Origin of the sequence: Tsukamurella pseudospumae (assembly GCF_001575195.1) — a bacterium.
Classification (GTDB): domain Bacteria; phylum Actinomycetota; class Actinomycetes; order Mycobacteriales; family Mycobacteriaceae; genus Tsukamurella; species Tsukamurella pseudospumae.
In genome coordinates this window covers 72,159-91,752 of record NZ_LSRF01000001.1, presented here as the reverse complement: position 1 = coordinate 91,752, position 19,594 = coordinate 72,159, and the positions used below count along the sequence as shown (strand labels likewise).

The following is a 19,594-nucleotide window of genomic DNA, read 5'->3' as shown; positions in this document are numbered from 1 at the left end:
GGCATGACCGCACTCGGATCGACGACCCGTCGTGACTGGCAACCCGTCCTGACCTACTCGCTGATCGCGGTGAACGTGATCGCCTTCGCGTTCAGCGCGAAGGCATCGGGCAGCATCGAGCACAACATGTACTCCCGCGAGGTGGCCGAGCTGGCGCTGTCGGAGTACGCCACCGCGACCGATCGCTGGTGGACCGCGGTGACCTCGGGGTTCCTGCACTTCGGGCCGATCCATCTGCTGGTGAACATGTTCACGCTCTACGTCTTCGGGCGGAACATCGAGCAGGCGCTGGGCCGGGCACGGTTCGGCGCGATCTACGCCCTGTCGCTGCTCGGCGGCAGCGCGGCCGTGCTGTGGTTCGGGCTCGAGAACACGATCACCGTCGGCGCGTCCGGCGCGATCTTCGGGCTGATCGCCGCCGAGCTGATCCTGTTCCTGCGGATGAAGATGGACCCCACCTCGCTGCTCGTGCTGATAGGCGTGAACGTGGTCGCGTCCTTCACCCTGTCCGGTATCTCGTGGCTGGGCCACGCCGGTGGCTTCGTGGCCGGCGCGGCGGTCACGGCCGGCATCGTCTACGGCCCGGAGCTGCTGCCGCGCGACCGGCGTACCCGCAAGCAGGTGGAAGCCGTCGGCTGGTCGTGCGTCGGCGTGATCGCCGCGGTCCTGGTCGCGGCCATCGCGATCCGGTTCGGCACGTACCCGGACGCGCAGGTCTACACGCTGCAGTGATCAGTGCCCGCGGTTCATCTCCCGCAGGCGGGCGTTGTAGGCGGCCAGCGCGGCCTCGTCGTCGTCGACGTCCACATCCGAATCGTCACCCATGAGCGTGCCGCGGCGCGCGGAGTCGAGCCAGGTGCCCATGCCGCCGCCGCGCTTGCCGGTGGCCTCGGCGGTGATCCACTGGAAGGCGACGACCAGGAGCAGGATCATCATCAGTCCGTCGCCGCCGAACCACATGATCGCGCCGGCGGCCGCCTGGTCCTCGAGGCCCGTCGGACCCCAGCCCGCGCGTGACGCGGAGTAGCCGGGCGCCAGCTCGCTGGTGGTCATCATGAGCGTCACACCGACGAGCGTGTCCGGGCCCATGGCCAGCAGGAACGACGCGAACCGCAGCGGGTGCGAGAGCTTGGTGGGCCCGCACAGCTCGTTGCCGATCAGCGGCAGCATGAAGATCCAGCCGATGACGAAGTAGCCGGTGTACTCGAGCTGCTTGAGCCACGGGTGCTCCAGCGCGAGGTCCTGGAACCCGGTGAGGTGCGTGCTGATCAGCGCGAACGCGTACAGCGGGAGACCGACGACGGGGCTGGTGATTAGCCGGACCACCCGGTTGCCGAGCACGGCGCGCACGCGGCGGTTTCCGGTCTCCCCGGTGGCGGTGGCGAGGAGTCGGATCGGCTCGGCGAGCACGAGGAACATCGGGATCACGGTGATCAGGACCAGGTGCACGAGCATGTGCGCCCAGAACAGGTGCTTGGCCAGCTCGGCCATGACGCTGTTGACCGCGAACACGAGCAGCGCCATGGCGATGAACCACGCCAGGACGCGGGTGATCGGCCACGCCGTGCCGGCGCGCCGCGCCCGGACGACGCCGTAGACGTAGAGAATGGTCGCGACGACCATCAGGGTGGTCACGACGGGCGTGAACACCCAGGTGTGGAGCGCGTCGGGCTGCTGGGTCAGTACAGGTGAGGGATGCATCGATGCCCGTTGTACCACCCCTGGCAGACTAATCCAACCGGCGTGTAACAAACCACGGTGGACGGCCGATGTACGCCACGAACGCCCCTTAACAGCCTGCCTGGGCACCCGCCCCGGGCTAGAACTCACGGAGTAGAGATGCCGAAGGTCCCCGAGCCCACGCCTCAAGAGGTCCGCGACTTCCTCAGCCCGATCTCGCACTGGTCGCACCTGAAGGCGAACGCGGAGGAGCAGTACCGCAAGACCATCCTCGCCGCGTACGCCGCCCGTATCCCGATCGTTCACATCGCGCGGTACACCGGCACCTCGCCGCAGGCCGTCAAGAAGGTCATCGACCGGCAGAACGACAAGGCCGCCGGCGATGCGCCAGCGTTCCCGAACACGCCGCGCACCGGCTACTACCGGGGCCAGCAGCTGCCCCCGTCGCGCCCCGTCCGCGCGGTCTGACCGCCCGACGGTGACCGCCCGACGGTGACCGTGCCCAGGGCCTGACAGCCGCCTGGCGGGCGGCTCCCAGCGTTCTGTCGGGAACGCCGGGGATCCTCGGTCGGGTGATGGACCATCGCGGCGGGGTATCGCTGCTCACCGGCTGGTTGCCCCTGTCCGTGTTCGCGCTCGCGGCGGTGGCCGCGGCGGTCGTACTGCTGGGGCACGGGCGGTGGCTGCGGATCGGGCTGCCCGTCTGCCTCGCGCTCGGCGCGCTCGCCGCGTGGGGTGCCGACGCGGAGATGGGAGCGCAGGGCCTCGCGGGGGAGCCCGCGCCGGTCATGCTGTGGGTGTGGCTGGGCCTGACGGTCGCGACCCTGATCGCGGCGATCGTCCGGTTCCGGTCCGGACGTCCGCGGGGCCGGATCGTGTCGATGCTCGCCGTGCCGCTGCTCCTGATCGCGGCCCTGCTGGTCGTGAACCAATGGGTGGGCTACTACCGGACCGTGCAGGTCGCATGGTCGGCCCTGACCGCCGGCCCGCTGCCGAACCAGACCTCCCAGGGCGATCTGCCCGGGTTGCGCGACACCGTCCAGAAGCAGGGACGGGTGGTCCCCGTCGACATCCCGGATGACGCGAGCGGCTTCGCGCACCGCACCGAGTACGTCTACCTCCCGCCGGCGTGGTTCGCGGGGAAGACCCCGCCGGCGCTGCCCGCCGTGGAGATGATCGGCGGCGAGTTCAACACTCCCGCCGACTGGATCCGGCTCGGTTCGGCCACGCAGGTCGCCGATCAGTACGCGGCCCAGCACGGCGGACGGGCGCCGATCCTGGTGTTCGTCGATTCCGGCGGCAGCTTCAACAACGACACCGAATGCGTCGACGGTCCCCGCGGCGACTCGGCCTCGCACCTGACGAAGGACGTGCGGCCGTACGTGATCTCGACCTTCGGGGCCGCGTCCGACGCGGCCCACTGGGGCGTCATCGGCTGGTCGATGGGCGGGACCTGCGCCGTGGACCTGACGGTGGTGCACCCGGAGCTCTTCAGCGCGTTCGGCGACATCGGCGGCGACCTCCGGCCCAACGCGGGGAACCAGGCGCAGACCGTGTCCCGACTGTTCGGCGGTGACGCGTCGAAGTGGGACGCCTACGACCCGCAGACGGTCATGGCGCAGCACGGCGCCTATCGGGGGGTGGCCGGGATCTTCGTCGATGCCGCCGGGCATCCGCAGCGCCCGGGCGGCAAGCCCCGTCGGGGCGGCGGGCAGCATCCGGCCGGGCAGTGGGGCGGGCAGGGCGGCGGCGCGGGCGGCCGCGGCTACGAGCCGGACCCGTACTCCGCCGGCGCGTCGCAGACCTTGTGCACCGCGATGACGAAGGTCGACATCGCCTGCACGGTGCAGGCGTCGAGCCATGGTCACACGTGGGAGTCCGCTACCCAGGCGCTGACCCCGGTGTTGGCGACGGTGGCGGGACACCTGACCGGCACGCCGTCACCGTCGGCACCGGCACCGGCACCGGCGGCGCACTGAGGACTAGGACTCGGGCTTCCCGCCCAGTGTGTCGATCACCAGGTGCGCGACGGTCCTCATGTCGGTGCGCCGATCCATGGCCGTGCGCTGGATCCAGCGGAAGGCCTCCGGCTCGGTCACGCGGTGCGACTGCATCAGGATGCTCTTCGCGCGGTCCACGACCTTGCGGGTCTCGAGCTGCTCGGAGAGGCTCGTGACCTCCTTCTCGAGGGCGGCGAGCTCGGCGAAGCGGCTGATGGCGATCTCGATCGCGGGCACGAGATCGGCCTTGGTGAAGGGCTTGACGAGGTAGGCCATCGCGCCGGCCTCGCGCGCCTTCTCGACGAACTCGCGCTGGCCGAAGGCGGTCAGCATGACGACGGGGGCGATCCGCTCCCGCGCGATGTCCTGCGCGGCCTCGAGTCCGTTGAGCACGGGCATCTTCACGTCCATGATCACCAGGTCGGGCCGCAGTTCACGGGCCTTGTCGAGGGCGACCTGACCGTTCTCGGCCTCACCGACCACGTCGTAGCCCTCCTCCCGGAGCATCTCGGAGAGGTCCATGCGGATGATCGCCTCGTCCTCGGCGACGAGCACGCGGTGCGGTACGGGTGCGGTGTCCTTCATCGGTGGGTACGTTACCGGTCGACGGACTTCCGTCGCGACGTGCGCGGTACCGTTGCGCCATGAACGTATTGAGCCTGACTCAATTGCGGGAGCGCGCCGGCAACCTCTGGGCCCTCACGGTGGGTGACGGGATCCGTCCCGTTGCGCGCACGCCGCACGTCGTCGTCGCCGACGGTGGTCATCGCACCCTCCGACGGTTCGCCTCCGACGGGGCCCGCCACGCGGCCGCGGTCCCCGGGGCGGCGCCGGTGTTGTTGGTGCCGCCGATCGCCGCGCCCGCCACCTGCTACGACCTCGCGCCCGAGATCTCCGTCGTCGCGCACCTCGCCGCGACGGGGCGCGTCCCGTACGTCGTCGACTTCGGTGAGATGGCCTACGCCGACCGGAAACTGGGGTTCGAGAACTTCGCCCTCGACATCATTCCGCAGGCCATCGCCCGGGCTCTGGACGACTTCTGGGGCGGCGAGGTGCCCGACGGTGCCGGCGTCGACCTGTACGGCTGGAGCCTGGGCGGCACGCTGTCCTTCCTCGCCGCAGGCGCGTCGACCGCCTCGATCCGGTCGATCGTCTCGATCGCCACGCCGCTGAACTACGCCGCACAGCAGCCCTATCCGCTGGTGACCTCGGTGATGAAGCCGCTCGACGGCTTCGGTCCCGGTGCGCTGATCGCGTTGCTCGGAGGCATCCCGGCGCCGATCGTCCAGGTGGCCTACCGCGCCACGTCGTGGGATCGGGAGCTCAAGAAGCCCAAGTTCGTCCTCGAGAACCTCGGCGAGCCCGAGAAGCTGGCGCGCATGGAGGTCATCGACCGCTTCCAGCGCACCTTTCCGGGGTATCCCGGCAAGCTGGCGACGCAGCTGTGGGAGCGGCTGATCTTCCGCGGTGAGTTGGCCGCGGGGCGTGTGACGCTGGGGGAGACGGTGCTGGATCTGTCGACCATCGACGTCCCGATCCAGCTGTTCGGCTCGCACCGGGATGCGCTGTGCGCGTGGGAGACCGCTCGGCACGGCGTGGACCTGTTCACCGGCTCGCCGCGGGTGGAGTTCGCTACCGTCGAGTCGAGCCACCTCGGCCTCGTCGCCGGCCCCGACGCTGTCCGCGAGACCTGGCCCGTGATCGACGCCTTCCTCGCCTCCGTGGATGCCGAGTCCGGGGCCGTCCACCCCGCCCGGTAAGCTGGCTCGGCCGACCGTTTCCGACGGTCCGCCGGACGCCCCCGTAGCCCAATTGGCAGAGGCAACGGATTCAAAACCCGTCCAGTGTGAGTTCGAGTCTCACCGGGGGCACCACTCGCATAGGGTGGAGACGTGTCGCCGGAACTGGATCCGCGCCCGGTGGGCAGTAGGCAGCTCGTGGCCGCTGAAACCGACTGGGATGCCATTCGCTCATGGACCGACGACAAGTACATGGCCTTCGACGTGCGGCCGCTGGGACGCAATGCGGTACCCCGGTCGTCGATGTTCTCCGTACAGATCGGCGACATCACGATGACCCGCTTCCGCTACGGCGTCGGAGTGGACCTCGACAACTTCGATTCCGATGCGGGGAACGTGCTGGTGCTGACCACTCTGCGCGGGTGGACCCGGCATGCGCCCGGCACACCCCACAGTGCAGAGCTGACCACCGGGCAGACCTACGTCGCCGACTGCAGCCGCAGCAGCTACGGCTTGGAGGCCGATCCCGACCATCTCCAGCTGAATCTGACCGTGCCCCATGGGCTTCTCGCAGATCTCGCCCTGCGATGGTGGGGGCACGTTCCGGACGACCGGTTGTGGACGCACCGCTGCGCGATCGGCGGGGCCGACAGCGCCTGGCTCTCCCTCCTCGAGTACGCGACGCGAACGGTGGCCGCCGCCCCGGAGAAGGCGACGGCGGGACCGATCGGCACGAATCTGCAGGAGATGATCGCTTCCCAACTCCTCGAGGAATGGGCGCACCGCGCCGGGGTTGATCTCCGCGAGGCGCCCAGGGTGGCTGCACCCCGGCAGGTTCGAGTGGCCGTCAGCTATATCGATGCGCATGCCCGGGACCTGCCGACGGTCACTGATATCGCGGCCGCCGCCGGGGTCAGCGCACGGAGCCTCAGCAGTGGTTTCAACCGGTACGTGGGTATGTCGCCCCGCGCGTACCTGGTGGAGCAACGACTGTGCGGGGCCTACCGGGAGCTGTCCGCCGGCGCGCCATCGGTCTCTGCGGTGGCCCGGAGCTGGGGCTACGTGAACATGAGCGTCTTCGCGGCGGCGTACACGCGTCGCTTCGGGGAGAATCCCTCGGCGACCCTGGCCCGCGGCTCCGCGGGAGGTCCCCGCTGAGCGGAGCGCTCGATCCGAGCGGTCCGAAATCGATGCCGATGGCGATCATCCGGTGCCGATCGCAGGCATGTGGACCGGAGGAAGCTCCATAGCCTCCTGTGTTGTAGTTCACAGCGCAGAAGGAGTGTGATTCATGACCGCCGCGGATGTATCCGGATTGAACCAGGTGCTCGATGAGGTTCTGACCGAGGCGACGACGAGACAGGGCAACGGCGGGGTGCCCGGCGTGGTCGCCTCGGTGACACGATCGACCGGCACGATCTACGAGGGTGCTTCGGGCGTGCGCTCGAACGCGTCCGATGCGGCGATGACCTCCGACTCCGTCTTCGCGATGTTCTCCACGACCAAGGCTGTCACCGGCACCACCGTTCTGCAGTGCATCGAGGACGGACTGCTGGACCTCGATGCCCCGGCGGCGCAGTACGTGCCGGAGATCGCCGACATCCCCGTCCTCGATGGATTCACCGAGCAGGGTGAGCCGATCCTGCGCGCGGCGAAGACGCCGATCACCACGCGCATGCTCATGCTCCACACCGCAGGCTTCGCGTACTCGTTCTTCGACGAGTCCTATCACCGCCTCTCCGAGGACGGTCGCCAGCCCAGTGTGATCACGGCCGAGAAGCGATCGCTGGCAACGCCTTTGATCTTCGAGCCGGGAACGCGATGGAACTACGGCAGCAACATGGACTGGGCGGGCCTGGTAGTCGAATCGATCCGCGGCAAGCGCCTCGGCGAGGTCATGGCCGAGCGCGTGTTCGAGCCCCTCGGTATGCGCGACACCGCTTTCACGCTCACCACCTCGATGTCCGAGCGGCTCACCGAGATCCATCAGCGCACCGCCGACGGGGCGCTCGTGCCGACCGGCCTGGTACTGCCGCAGGAGCCCGAGGTGCACATGGGTGGCCACGGCCTGTATTCGACTGTGCCCGACTACACCCGGTTCCTGCGGATGTGGCTCGACGACGGTGCGGGCGAGCACGGGAGGGTCCTGAGGCCCGAGACGGTCGCGGCGGCGGTACGCAACGGGCTCGACGGATTGCAGTCGACGATGCTGCCCGGGGTCGAGCCGGCCCTCTCCAACGACGCCGAGTTCTTCCCCGGGCAGTCGAAGAGTTGGGCGTACACGTTCATGGTGAACGACGAGCAGGCACCCACGGGCCGTACGGCCGGCTCCGTGGGCTGGGCGGGACTCGCGAACCTGTACTACTGGATCGACCGGAGCGCCGACGTCGCCGGGCTGTGGGCGACGCAGATCCTGCCGTTCGCGGATCCCGCCTCGTTCAATGCGTTCCTGGATTTCGAGACCCGGACCTATCAGTCCTTGACCTAGCGAATCGTCCTGGCGCGTCGCCGCTGCGCGACGGCGATCGTTAGGTAGCTACGGAATCTGTCCGCTGCGCTGATCGGGACACGAGGAATTCCGAATACCGTTTCGGCGCAGGTGGATCCGGCGTGGCCGAGGGACTCCCGGTTCGGTGCGGAGGTGTCGGGCCGGTGTTAACATCCGGTGGTCGTTTGTCGGGTTTGTCAAGAAGGGGCAGACCGTGCGGGGAAACAATCGTCACCAGTCGTGTTGCGGTTCGGGCTCCGGGTGGGGGCGCCGTGATTTCCTCGCCGCGCTGGGAGCTGCGTCCATCGGCGCGGTGCTCCTCGGCACCGCGGCGTGCTCCAGCGATGGGACCACCTTGGGAGCGGCATCGTCGACGCCTTCGGCGCCCCCTGTGCCTGCGAAGCCCAACACGCTGTTCCGCAACGTGCGGGTGCTCGATGTCCGTGCGGGTCGCCTCGGTGAGCCCACCGATGTCTTCGTTCGTGGGCATGTCATCGAGACGATCGGCCCGGGCCTGCAGGCCCGGGCCGACACCACCGTCGTCGACGGTCGCGGCCGCACGTTGATGCCCGGTCTGATCGACAACCACGTCCACCTGATGTTCGGCAGCACCACGATGGCCCAGCTGTCCGACGCCGCCCTCACCCCGGACGACTACGCGAAGGGGGCGCTCGCATCGGCCGGTGCGATGTTGATGCGCGGGTTCACGTCGGTCCGGGACCTCGGAGGCCCGATCTTCCCGTTGAAGGCGGCCATCGACAAGGGGAAGGCGACGGGGCCGCGCGAGTGGCCGTCCGGTGCCATGGTCTCGCCCACCGCCGGGCACGGCGATTTCCGCACCGCCGACGAGTTGGCCCGGCGCTTCACCTCCCAGCAGTCCCGGGCGGAGAAGCTGGGCGCGACCTTCATCGTCGACGGGCGCGCCGAGGTCCTGACCGCGGTGCGGGAGAACCTGCGATTCGGGGCCAGCCAGATCAAGATGACGGCCGGCGGCGGCACCTCCTCGGCGTACGACCCGATCGATGTCACGCAGTTCACCCTCGACGAGCAGCGGGCCGGGGTCGATGCCGCGAGTGACTGGAACACCTATGTCACCGTGCACGCGTACACCCCGAAGTCGGTGCGACGGGCCGTCGAAGCGGGTGTGCAGTGCATCGAGCACGGGCAGTTGCTCGACCAGCCGACGATCGACCTGCTGGCGGAGCGGGGGATCTGGTTGTCCGGACAGTACCTGGTCCCGAACTCGGACTCGATGCCCGCGGAACGGAAGGCCAAGCGGCAGGGGATCCTTGAAGGCAACTCCCGGGTGTGGCCGATGGCGAAGAAGGCCGGGGTGAAGCTCGCGTGGGGCACCGACTTCCTCTTCGAGCCCGAGATGAACCCGAAGCAGAACCAGATGCTGCTCTCGCTCAGCGAGTGGTTCAGTCCGGCCGAACTGCTGCGGCTGGCCACCTATGACAACGCCCAGCTCCTCGCGTTGAGCGGCCCGCGGAGCCCCTACTCCGGAGTGCTCGGCGTCGTGGAACCGAATGCCCTGGCCGACGTGATCCTGGTCAACGGCGACCCGCTGGCCGATGTCGGTCTCATCGCCGATCCCACGAAGAACTTCGACGTGATCATGAAGGACGGTGTGGTGTACAAGAACCGGTGAGTGCGCCCCGTTTTCGCTGGCAAGCACCGGACGAATCGACGGTGTGGATGAGAGGACATGACGATGATCGTTCTGCACAATGCACGTCTCATCGACGGTAACGGCGGTGTGCCCGTTGACAATGCCGTCGTCGTGGTCGACGGTGCCACCATCACCTACGCCGGACCGGCGGACGGTGCCCCGCCGGCGGACGATGGGGCGACGAAGGTCGACCTCGACGGAAACACCATCTGTCCGGGATTCTTCGACGTGCACGTCCATCTTTCCCTGCCCGGCACCAAGGGGTCGCCGATCATGGCCGCGATGGTCCCGCCGTCGTACCGCTACTTCGAGTTGATCGAGCGGCTCGCGGTGACTCTCGAGGCCGGGGTGACGACGGTCCGCGACCTCATGGGAGTCGACGTCGGCGTTCGCGATGCGGTCGCGCACGGGCTCATCGAGGGGCCTCGTCTCCTCGTGGCGGACCGGCTCCTGAGCCAGACCGGTGGCCACGCGGACTTCCATCTGAAGTCCGGAGTCGACGGCAGCTCCGTCGTCGGTGGCGTCCTGATCGACAGCGTCGACGAGGCCCGGCTCGAGGCCCGGAAGCTCTGTCGCGAGGGCGTTGACGTCATCAAGGTCGCCTCGAGCGGCGGGGTCACGTCCATCAATGACGAGCCCGACTACCTGGGCGCGCGGCAGGAGCTCGTCGAAGCGCTCGTCGAGGAGGGCGAGGGGTACGGCGGACGTCCCGTCGCCGCGCACGCGATCGGGCTCAAGGGCATCGCGGCTGCGGTGCGCGGCGGTGTGCGGAGCATCGAGCACGGCTACGAGATCGACGATGAGCTCCGTGCGGAGATGGTGAAGAACGGTCAGTTCCTCGTGCCGACGCTGCTGGAGACGCTGCATCCGGACACTGCCACTCCGCAGGCCGTGGCCAAGAGCGAGAAGTGGCACGCGATGGCGCAGGACTCCATTCGCCGCTCGGTCGCGGCCGGGATCAAGATCGCCACCGGTACCGATGCCGGCCTGGTGCCCGACCACGGCACTAACCTCCAGGAGGTGGGCCTGCTCGTCAAGTTCGGCGGCATGACTCCGCTGCAGGCGATCTCCGCGGCCACCAAGAACTCCGCCGAGCTCTGCGGCCTGTTGGACACGCTGGGCACTCTCGAGGCGGGCAAACTCGCCGACGTGGTCGTCGTCAAGGGCGATCCGAGTCAGGACGCCGACCTGGTCGGCGACAACGAGAACATCCTCCTGGTGCTCAAGGAGGGTGACGTCAAGGGGAACCGCGGAGCCTTCGCCGTCTGATCGCTCCGTCCCACGTGTGGACGTCGTGTTACATGTAACATCGGGTCATGAGCACCAAGGACCGGGTGGCACGGCACCGCGCGGCACTGCGCGAGAAGGGGCTGCGCCCGATCCAGATATGGGTGCCGGACACGCGTGCCGAGGGGTTCGCCGAGCAGGCGCACCGCGAATCGGTGATCGCTGCTGCGGATCTTCAGACGCGCGCCGTGCACGACTTCATCGAAGACGTGACGGACTGGGACGCCGATTGAAGCGTGGCGAGATCTGGACGGGAGCAGGATCCGGCCGGGCGTCGAAACCGCGGCCGGTGGTCATCCTGCAGAGTGACTACTTCGATGCGACCGAGGCCGTGACGGTGTGCTTCTTGACCAGCAGTGAGCGAGCGATGCCCCTGTTGCGGGTGCCGGTTCCGGCCAGCCCGGAGAACGGACTCTCCCAGGACTCCTGGGCGATGATCGACGCGGTCACCACGCTCAAGCGCGCGAATCTGCGTGAGCGCGTGGGGGTGCTTGAACGCGAGCACCTCATCACGATCGGCCAGCGCATTCCGATGTTCCTGGGTCTAGCTGAGTAGCCTCAAGCCATGGGGTGGAGTTTGATCGTCATGCCGGTGAGGGACGGCGACATGCCGGAGTTCGATGCGGGCCAGATCGACGAGATCATGAACAGGTTCGGAGTCGTCCCTGGCCCCAGAGGTCTCGTTCACGGGGACCCCGAATCGTGTACGTACACGGATATTTCCATCGTCAGTGGCAATGCAATCACCTTCGATCGACCGGGGCGTGCCGACGATTTCCGTTTGATTTGGGAGCTGCTCGATTCATGCGGTGCGGTTGTGTTCGACCCGGGAACGATGGCCAGCGCCGTATCGAGGCGCGAGGTCCGGGACGCCATGCCTCTCGGCTATCCGGTCGTGCCCTACATCGCGACGACGTGGCAGGACCTGATCACTTCAGCGTGGGACACGGACGATCCCGCGTAGGTCCCGAGGCGGCTCGGCGGCGCACCGTCGAAAACGAGAACCGGCGGCCGGGACGAATCCCGACCGCCGGTCCTGATGGAGCGGATCAGTACTTGCCGAAGGCCAGCGCCACGTCGTGGCCGCCGAAGCCGAAAGAGTTGTTCAGCGCGTACTTGTAGTCGCCCTTGCGTGCCTCGCCGTGCACCACGTCGAGCTCGATCTCGGGGTCCTGGTTCTCCAGGTTGAGGGTCGGCGGGATGACGCCGTCGCGCAGCGACAGCACCGTCAGGGCGGCCTCGAGGGCGCCGACGGCGCCGATCGAGTGGCCCAGCGCGCCCTTCGGGGCGTAGATCGCGGCGTCGGTGCCGACGACCGCGTTGATGGCCTTGGCCTCGGCGAGGTCGCCGATCGGGGTCGCAGTGGCGTGCGCGTTGATGTAGTCGATGTCCGCGCGGGTCAGGCCGGCGGTCTCCATCGCGCGCTTCATGGCGCGAGCGGCGCCGCCGCCCTCGACGTCGGGGGAGACCATGTGGTAGCCGTCGGAGGTGATGCCGGCGCCGAGCAGGCGCGCGATGGGCTTCGCGCCGCGGGCGAGGGCGTGCTCCTCGGTCTCGATGATCATCAGGGCCTGAGCCTCGCCGAAGACGAAGCCGTCACGGTCCTTGTCGAACGGACGCGATGCCGAGAGCGGATCGTCGTTGCGGGTGGACAGGGCGCGCATCATCGCGAACGGGGCGATGACGGGGCTGTCGATGCGTCCCTCGATACCGCCGCAGACGGCGATGTCGGCGTCGCCCAGGACGATCTGGCGCCAGGCGTGGGCGATGGCCTCGTTGCCGGTCGAACACGCGGAGACGGGGGCGATGGCACCGGCGCGGGCGCCGATCTCCAGGGCCGAGACGGCGCAGGCACCGTTCGGCATGGCCATCTGCACGGTGAACGGCGAGACCTTGCGGACGCCGTGATCGCGCAGCGCGTCGACGGCCTCGACCATCGACTCGCCGCCGCCGAGACCCGTGCCGACGACCGCGGCGAGGCGGTTGTGGTCGACATCGGGACGGCCGGCCTTGTCCCACAGGCGCTTGGTGATGACATGCGCGGCCTGCTCCACGTAGGACATGCGGCGCTTGGAGACGTGCTGCTTGCTGATGTCGCCCGCGTACTTGCGGTCGGGACGCTCGGGGACCTCCGAGGTGGGATCCTCGAGGAGCTGGCCGCCGAAGCGAACCGGAAGATCGGCGATGTCGACGCCGATGAAGTCGCCCTTGAGCTCGCGGATGCCGCTCTTGCCGGCGAGGAGGCCCTCCCACGTGGACTCGGTGTCGGTGCCGATCGAGGTGGTCATCTCGATCGCGGTGACGACGACGTTGGGGAACTGTCCGCCGAGCGTGCTGAAACTACGGATGTCTGCCATGTCTTCCATGAAACAGGATCGGATCGGCCATTCGCCTGTTGTCAGGTGAGAAGTTCACAGCCGACTCTTGTGGGATCGTCACGAACCGTTCGGTTCACCTTCAGTCCTCGTCCGCGCCGCGGTCGATCCGCAGCACGCCGTCGACGGCGCCGAGGGCGGCCCCGGCCTCCGTGACACCGCGTCCGACCAGCGATAATGCAACGGTGACCTCCGGTCGGGTGATCGCCTCGCCCGAGGGGCCGTCCACGACTGTGAGTGACGCCACAGTCCACCCCCGCCGGGTGCATGCGGCGAGTACGTCCCGCAGTACCCCGGCGCCGTCGCGGTAGGTGAGTGTGAAGCCGCGCTCGGCGGTTCCCCGCGCCGCGACCATCCGCCCGAGCGGAGTGAATCCGAGGACCGCCACGAAGTGCAGCACCGTGACCGAGACGGCGAGGACCTCCAGCCCCGCCCCGGCCGCCATCCCGATCGCGGCGGTCTCCCAGACGGCCGCGGCGGTGGTCAGGCCCTGGATCGCGCCGCGACGCGTGATGATCAGTCCCGCGCCGAGGAAGCCGATGCCCGACACGATCTGCGCTGCGACGCGCGACGGGTCGAGCACCACTGCGCCGGGCGCCAGGACGTTGCTGAAACCGTATTTGCTGACGAGCAGGATCAGGGCGGACGTGGTGCCGACGATCGCCTGTGTCCGCAGCCCCGCGCTTTTGCCGCGGAACTCGCGCTCGAGTCCGACGACGGTGGAGAGCCCGAACGCGAGCACGAGCTGCTCGATCTGGCGCCAGCCCTGACCGGCGCCGATCCACGTTGCGGCGAGCGTGCTCACACCTCCATGGTGCTCCCGATCGGCTCGGGCGCAACCGGTTCCTGATCGCCGACGACGAAGGTCAAGGCGAGCGCCGCGACTCCGATCGCGAAACAGAGCACCGTGAAGGGCAGGTTCCCGACGGGGTCGCCGGTCGCCGTCACTCCGTGCCGCGCGTCGAGGAAGTCGGGCAGCGCCGCGAGCCACAGTCCCGCGAACACCACGAGATAGAGCGTGGCGTACACCTGGACCAGGCGGTTGCGGTGGACCGGGAACGACGGTGCGCCGGGCCCGGGGGACAGGCACCGTCGGACCGCGTAGACGGCGGCCCCGGCCATCAGGGCCAGTTCCAGGGCGTAGACGGTGCCCCGCACCGTGTCGCCGGCCAGGCCGATGATCGTGGCGGGCAGGGGCAGGACGAACGTGCCCACCGATGCCGCGAGTCCGATGACGACGGTGCGCCCCACCAGCTGCGGCCCGCTGAACCGGACGCCCGCGTCGACGTGCCGTCCGACCAGGAACTGCACGCACAGCGCCAGCGACATGGGCCAGAGCGCCGCGAACACCACGACGGACCCCATCGGAACGGAGGCGAAGAAGGGCAGGTTGATCGGATTGTCCGGCGCCCATTCCCACCAGCGCAGCTGCGGCCCGAGGTGGTCGAAGATCTCGTAGAACGCGCCGTGCACCAGCCCGACGGTGCACGCACCCAGGAACGTGCCGCACCGTCGGAAGACGCCCAGCATGCGGACGATCTCGAAGGACATCGTGGCCATCAACGGATAGATCGCCACGATGTAGAGCGGCAAGCGGCCCCAGAGGAACTCGACGGTGAACAGGTTGTGCGCGAACATCGTGTCCACGTGCCCCTCGAGGCCGAACGCGCCGGGGAAGTACAGCGGAGGTTCGATGACGAACAGGTAGGCGGTGGCGCCGAACCAGACCGCGAGGTTCGTCGCATCGCCGCGCCGCCACCGTCGGACGGCGTGCACCAGCATCAGGACCGAGCCGACGATGATCGTCAGCTCCAGCACGGGCAGCGTCCAGTTCTCGAGGTGGAACGGACTGCGCACGGAGAACAGTCCACCGGTGTCGTCGCAGGTGAAGCCCATTCGGCGCGCGAGCGCGTCGAAGGTGGGGGTGCACAGGTCCATGGGTCAGGCCCCGATCGCCGCGTCCGAGGTGTACCAGCGGGTGCAGTCGACGCCGCTGTCGTAGCGGCGCAGCCACTCACCGGCCAGGACGGGCAGGTTCTCGTGCGCCGGATCGTGCAGCGGCATCTGGCTGCGGATGATGCCCTTCATCGCGACGGCCTGCTCGGCCTTGGGGAGCACGTCGAAGGCCCGCGGCATGGCGCCCTTCGTCAGGTGCGGCGCGACGGCCACGAGCACCTTCTGCTTGAGCCGGTACCGGCCGAACATCGACAGCGCGTCGACCTTCCGGTCTTTGAGCGGCACGTGCTGGTTGAAGCCGGCGCAGGCGATCCGGATCACCTTGAGCACGTGCGCGAAGATCGACGGTGCCATCCGCATCCGGTAGACCTCGCTGCCCACGATCGCGTTGTAGATGATGAGCGCCGAGCTGCGGTGTTCGACCTCCTCGACGAAGTGCCACAGGAACATCGACGCCACCCGGTCGTCACCGGGGCGGAACAGCGCCTCCTCGTTGTCGAGCATGAGCTTGAAGACGGGCGTGAACGTGGCCTCGAGGTCGGCGGTGTAGGCCAGCCGGTAGTCGGTGGAGGTGGCCTCGGTGAGGAGGTCGAACTCGCCGATCACCGCGTCGAGGGTGTTCTCCAGGCCCGGGTACTGCGCGATCAGCGCCTGGACGTGTCGACGGTGCGCGGTGGAGTGGTGCCCCTCCTGCTGCATGAAGGCGTTCGCCTCGGCCGCGACCTCAGGGTCCGCGAACTCCTTGCGCAACTGCAGGATCAGCTTGACGATCATCTTCTCGAAGCCGACGGCGAGGAAGCTGACCGCGTTCATCATCGACGAGAAGGCGGGATTGTCGGGGTTCCACAGGAAGGGCACGGGCGCCTCGTCGAAGTGGAAGTCCATCTTGCGGGGGTGCAGGTCCGTCATGAGGTAACCATACGCATAGAACACGTTCTGTATGTTGAGATCGCGCGAAGCTGTAGCCTGGGGCGATGGCACGCAGGGGATGGGGTGGCACGCCGCCGACGAATGACGACGAGGCGTCGTCGCGCATCGTGGCCGCCGCCGTGGACCTGATCGGCGTGCGCGGCACGACGTCGATCGCGGAGGTGGCGGACGCACTCGGCGTGATCCGGCAGACCGTCTACCGGTACTTCCCGACGGTCGACGCGCTGCTGCAGGCCGCCGCGGTGCGGTCGGTGGGCACGTTCCTCGATCGGCTCGCCGCGCACGTGCGTGGGATCGATGATCCCTCCGAGGCCGTGGTCGAGGGCATCGTCTTCACTCTCGATCAGGTGCCCCGCGCCCCGCACCTGCGCCTGATGCTCGCGGGGGAGCACTCGCACACCGAGGCCATCGCCTCCGGCCAGGCGATGGCCTTCGGCATGACGATGATCCAGCGCTTCGACGTGGACTGGCCCGCCCACGGTTACGACGAGGCGCGGCTGCGCGAGCTCGTCGAGTTCCAACTGCGGATCATGCAGTCCTTCTTCATCTCCCCGGGCGACCCGCCCCGCTCCCAGGAGGACCTGCGCGCCTACCTTCGTCGATGGGTGGCGCCCGCAGTGGCCGACCTGCGCTGCAACCCCGCTGCAACGCTTGACTCGTCGTGTTCCAGATCACACCGACAAGAACCGTCGGTGAAACACGCCGACACCACCCGGCAACACGCCGGGAACAGGATCGACCGTGATCAGGAAGGCCCACATGAGTACTGAGCGCCAGGCGCCGCACCAGCTCCACCACGACGGGGTGGACGCGACCATCGAGTCCGACGACTACCTCGCCAAACGCACCCTCCGGTCGGGTTCCGCCGGCTGGGTGCTGCTGGCGGGCCTGGGCGTGAGTTACGTGATCTCCGGCGACTACGCCGGATGGAACAACGGTCTCGCGCAGGGCGGGTGGGGCGGTCTTGCGATCGCCGCGGTGGTCATCGCCGGCATGTACCTCGCGATGGTGCTCGGCATGGCCGAGATGTCCTCGGCGCTCCCCGCGGCCGGCGGCGGCTACACCTTCGCCCGGCGCGCGCTCGGGCCGTGGGGCGGCTACGCCACCGGCATCGCGATCCTCATCGAGTACTCCATCGCGCCCGCCGCGATCGCCACCTTCATCGGCGCGTACGTCCAGTCGCTCAACCTGTTCGGGATCACCGACGGCTGGTGGGTCTACCTGCTCGTGTACGCGCTCTTCATCGGCATCCACCTGACGGGTGCCGGCGAGGCGCTCAAGGCGATGTTCGTGATCACCGCGATCGCGCTCGTCGGCCTCGTGATCTTCGCGATCTTCGCCATCGGGAAGTTCGACGTCCACAACCTCACCGACATCGCCGCCACCGACGCGGCGGGCGCCTCGAGCTGGCTCCCGCACGGCTACCTCGGGATCTGGGCGGCCGTGCCCTTCGCGATCTGGTTCTTCCTCGCGATCGAGGGCGTGCCGCTGGCCGCCGAGGAGGCGCGCGAGCCCGAGAAGAACGTGCCCCGCGGCATCATCGTGGCGATGCTGATGCTCGTCGTCACCGGCGCGACGGTGTTCTTCCTCGCCCCGGGCGCGGTGGGCGCCGATGCGATGTCGACGTCCGGCAACCCCCTCGTCGAGGCACTCGGCGACGGCACCGCGTCGAAGGTGGTCAACTACATCGGCCTCGCCGGCCTGGTCGCGAGCTTCTTCTCGATCATGTACGCCTACTCGCGGCAGACCTTCGCGCTCTCGCGCGCCGGCTACCTCCCGAAGAGCCTGTCCGTCACCAACTCCCGCAAGGCGCCGGTCCTCGCGCTGATCGTGCCCGGCGTGATCGGCTTCGCTCTGTCCCTCACCGGCGAGGGCGCGATGCTCCTCAACATGGCCGTCTTCGGCGCCGCGGTCAGCTATGTGCTCATGATGATCAGCCACATCGTGCTGCGCCGCCGCGAGCCCGACATGCCGCGCCCGTACCGCACGCCCGGCGGTATCGTCACCACCTCGTTCGCCCTGGTCGTCGCCTGCATCGCCGTCGTCGCGACCTTCCTCGTCGACCCCACGGCAGCAGGATTGACCCTGGCAGCGTTCGCGGCCTTCCTCGTCTACTTCGGCGTGTACAGCCGGCACCACCTGGTGGCCAATTCGCCCGACGAGGAGTTCGCCGCCCTCGCCGATGCCGAACGGGACCTGCAGTGATGCGCCGTCGCGCGGCGCTGCTCGCCGCCGCCCTGCTCACCCTCGCCCCCGCGACCGTCGCCTGCTCCTCGAGCCACTCGGGGTCGACGTCGACGGAGTGCCGCACCCTCGCGTCCGACAAGGGGTGGTACGGCGACAATCGCGATCGCCTCCAGAAGCTCATCGCCGAGCGCGGCCACTGCGGCACCGCGCACGACGGTGCGGCCCCCGTCGCCCTGTTCGACTGGGACAACACGGTCGTGCGCAACGACATCGGCTCGGCGACCGCGTACTGGATGATCCGCACCGGCAAGATCCGGCAGCCCGCGAACGGCGATTGGCGGACGACGAGCCGATATCTCGTCCCCGAGGCGGCGCAGGCCCTCGCGGAGGCGTGCCCCACTGCGCTCGCAGCGCCCGGCACGCCGCTGCCCACCGACCGGGACACCCGCTGCGCCGACGCGCTCGTCGCGGTCGTCGAGGACGGCGAGATCGGCGGCAAGCCCGCCTTCGCCGGCTACGACCACCGGCGGATGGAGCCCGCGTACGCCTGGGTCGTCCAGCTCATGGCGGGCTACACCGAGGCCGAGATCGAGGACTTCGCGAAGACCGCCCGCACAGAGGCGCTCGCCGCCCCCGAGGGCGCGAAGCAACGTGTCGGGACCACCGAGGTGGCCGCCTGGGTGCGGTACTACAGCCAGATCAAGGACCTGATCGGGACGCTGGTGGACAACGGCTTCGACGTGCGGATCATCTCCGCGTCGGCGCAGCCCGTCGTGCGGGCGTGGGCGCCCGAGGTGGGGCTCGCACCCGACAAGCTGATCGGCATCCGTCCCGTCGTCACCGACGGGAAGATCGTTCCGCACCTGCGGGGATGCGGCGATGTACCCGATGGTGACGACTCGATGATCAACTACATCGACGGCAAGCGGTGTCTGGTCAACCAGGAGGTCCTCGGCATCACCGGGGCGCAGGCCTGGCAGCAGGCCCCCGAAGATCGGCGGCAGGTGCTCTCCGCGGGCGACTCCGTCACCGACCTCACCTTCCTCGCCGACGCCACCGGCCTGCGGCTCGTGATCAACCGCAACGTCCCCGAGCTGATGTGCACCGCGTACGCGGACGCCGACGACAAGTGGCTCGTCAACCCCATGTTCATCGAGCCGAAGCCGCAGGCGAAGCCCTACGCCTGCGCCACCGCGGGCACCGATGCCGCGGGGGCGAAGGTACCGGTCCGAGGTGCCGATGGCGCCCCGCTGGGCTCCGTCGCGGATACCGTCTACTAG

At 68.7% G+C, this 19,594-nt stretch carries 19 protein-coding genes, 1 tRNA gene and 1 pseudogene; 15 read left to right on the top strand and 6 right to left on the bottom strand.

Annotated features, from left to right (window positions below; translation table 11 throughout):
- The first annotated feature begins 3 nt into the window (after positions 1-3).
- Complete coding sequence (locus AXK60_RS00445) at positions 4-732, top strand: rhomboid family intramembrane serine protease (protein ID WP_068569032.1); 729 nt, start codon at positions 4-6, stop codon at positions 730-732.
- On the opposite strand, the gene AXK60_RS00440 is transcribed toward AXK60_RS00445, so the two are convergent.
- Positions 733-1,701 (bottom strand): cytochrome c oxidase assembly protein, encoded by a 969-nt coding sequence (locus AXK60_RS00440; protein WP_068569031.1) that lies wholly within the window; start codon positions 1,699-1,701, stop codon positions 733-735.
- 138 nt (positions 1,702-1,839) lie between these two features.
- Between AXK60_RS00440 and AXK60_RS00435 the strand changes: the two genes are divergently transcribed.
- Both AXK60_RS00435 and AXK60_RS00430 read left to right on the top strand, forming a co-directional pair.
- Complete coding sequence (locus AXK60_RS00435; RefSeq protein ID WP_068569030.1) at positions 1,840-2,148, top strand: helix-turn-helix domain-containing protein; 309 nt, start codon at positions 1,840-1,842, stop codon at positions 2,146-2,148.
- Positions 2,149-2,255: 107 nt separating this feature from the next.
- Complete coding sequence (locus AXK60_RS00430) at positions 2,256-3,659, top strand: alpha/beta hydrolase (protein ID WP_068569029.1); 1,404 nt, start codon at positions 2,256-2,258, stop codon at positions 3,657-3,659.
- A gap of 3 nt (positions 3,660-3,662) precedes the next feature.
- Here AXK60_RS00430 and AXK60_RS00425 read toward each other — a convergent pair whose 3' ends face one another.
- Positions 3,663-4,265, bottom strand: a complete 603-nt coding sequence (locus tag AXK60_RS00425; protein WP_068569028.1) for an ANTAR domain-containing response regulator — start codon at positions 4,263-4,265, stop codon at positions 3,663-3,665.
- Positions 4,266-4,324: 59 nt separating this feature from the next.
- On the opposite strand from AXK60_RS00425, the gene AXK60_RS00420 reads away from it, so the two are divergent.
- The 9 genes from AXK60_RS00420 (at position 4,325) to AXK60_RS00380 (ending at position 11,830) form a co-directional block, all read left to right on the top strand.
- The gene (locus AXK60_RS00420; RefSeq protein ID WP_068569027.1) at positions 4,325-5,440 is read left to right on the top strand and encodes a hydrolase; all 1,116 of its coding nucleotides are present in this window, start codon (positions 4,325-4,327) and stop codon (positions 5,438-5,440) included.
- Positions 5,441-5,477: 37 nt separating this feature from the next.
- A tRNA-Leu gene (locus AXK60_RS00415) sits at positions 5,478-5,554 on the top strand.
- Positions 5,555-5,572: 18 nt separating this feature from the next.
- A complete protein-coding gene (locus AXK60_RS00410; RefSeq protein WP_139057676.1) occupies positions 5,573-6,577 on the top strand; it encodes a helix-turn-helix transcriptional regulator in 1,005 nt (334 codons plus the stop codon).
- A gap of 133 nt (positions 6,578-6,710) precedes the next feature.
- Entirely contained in the window at positions 6,711-7,907 is a 1,197-nt protein-coding gene (gene acmB / locus AXK60_RS00405) for a methyl acetate hydrolase AcmB (RefSeq protein WP_068569026.1), read from the top strand.
- Positions 7,908-8,121: 214 nt separating this feature from the next.
- Positions 8,122-9,558: a metal-dependent hydrolase family protein gene (locus AXK60_RS00400; RefSeq protein ID WP_244880992.1), complete on the top strand. Its 1,437-nt coding sequence runs from the start codon at positions 8,122-8,124 to the stop codon at positions 9,556-9,558.
- Positions 9,559-9,615: 57 nt separating this feature from the next.
- Positions 9,616-10,848 (top strand): metal-dependent hydrolase family protein, encoded by a 1,233-nt coding sequence (locus AXK60_RS00395; protein ID WP_068569025.1) that lies wholly within the window; start codon positions 9,616-9,618, stop codon positions 10,846-10,848.
- Positions 10,849-10,895: 47 nt separating this feature from the next.
- Positions 10,896-11,099, top strand: a complete 204-nt coding sequence (locus AXK60_RS00390; RefSeq protein WP_068569024.1) for an antitoxin MazE family protein — start codon at positions 10,896-10,898, stop codon at positions 11,097-11,099.
- Positions 11,096-11,422 carry a type II toxin-antitoxin system PemK/MazF family toxin gene (locus tag AXK60_RS00385; RefSeq protein WP_068569023.1) on the top strand — a complete coding sequence of 109 codons (327 nt, stop codon included), beginning with the start codon at positions 11,096-11,098 and terminating at the stop codon, positions 11,420-11,422. The genes AXK60_RS00390 and AXK60_RS00385 overlap by 4 nt, the downstream gene beginning before the upstream one ends.
- A 9-nt stretch (positions 11,423-11,431) precedes the next feature.
- Positions 11,432-11,830: a hypothetical protein gene (locus AXK60_RS00380; RefSeq protein WP_068569022.1), complete on the top strand. Its 399-nt coding sequence runs from the start codon at positions 11,432-11,434 to the stop codon at positions 11,828-11,830.
- A gap of 85 nt (positions 11,831-11,915) precedes the next feature.
- On the opposite strand, the gene AXK60_RS00375 is transcribed toward AXK60_RS00380, so the two are convergent.
- The 4 genes from AXK60_RS00375 to AXK60_RS00360 all read right to left on the bottom strand — a co-directional run bounded on the left by AXK60_RS00375 (position 11,916) and on the right by AXK60_RS00360 (position 16,106).
- Positions 11,916-13,223 carry a KasA/KasB family beta-ketoacyl-ACP synthase gene (locus AXK60_RS00375; RefSeq protein WP_068569021.1) on the bottom strand — a complete coding sequence of 436 codons (1,308 nt, stop codon included), beginning with the start codon at positions 13,221-13,223 and terminating at the stop codon, positions 11,916-11,918.
- 100 nt (positions 13,224-13,323) lie between these two features.
- Positions 13,324-14,046 carry an MgtC/SapB family protein gene (locus tag AXK60_RS26085; protein WP_139057675.1) on the bottom strand — a complete coding sequence of 241 codons (723 nt, stop codon included), beginning with the start codon at positions 14,044-14,046 and terminating at the stop codon, positions 13,324-13,326.
- Positions 14,043-15,179, bottom strand: a complete 1,137-nt coding sequence (locus AXK60_RS26080; protein WP_068569020.1) for a DUF7802 domain-containing protein — start codon at positions 15,177-15,179, stop codon at positions 14,043-14,045. Before AXK60_RS26080 ends, AXK60_RS26085 begins: the two co-directional genes overlap by 4 nt.
- Positions 15,180-15,182: 3 nt before the next feature.
- The gene (locus AXK60_RS00360; protein ID WP_068569019.1) at positions 15,183-16,106 is read right to left on the bottom strand and encodes a metal-dependent hydrolase; all 924 of its coding nucleotides are present in this window, start codon (positions 16,104-16,106) and stop codon (positions 15,183-15,185) included.
- A gap of 65 nt (positions 16,107-16,171) precedes the next feature.
- On the opposite strand from AXK60_RS00360, the pseudogene AXK60_RS00355 reads away from it, so the two are divergent.
- The 3 genes and pseudogenes from AXK60_RS00355 to AXK60_RS00345 all read left to right on the top strand — a co-directional run.
- Positions 16,172-16,750 (top strand): annotated as a pseudogene (locus AXK60_RS00355) (TetR/AcrR family transcriptional regulator); the annotation flags it as partial.
- Positions 16,751-16,886: 136 nt separating this feature from the next.
- On the top strand, positions 16,887-18,332 hold the full coding sequence (gene eat, locus AXK60_RS00350; protein WP_082777712.1) for an ethanolamine permease: 1,446 nt from the start codon (positions 16,887-16,889) through the stop codon (positions 18,330-18,332).
- Positions 18,332-19,594, top strand: a complete 1,263-nt coding sequence (locus AXK60_RS00345) for an HAD family hydrolase (RefSeq protein ID WP_068569017.1) — start codon at positions 18,332-18,334, stop codon at positions 19,592-19,594. The genes eat and AXK60_RS00345 overlap by 1 nt, the downstream gene beginning before the upstream one ends.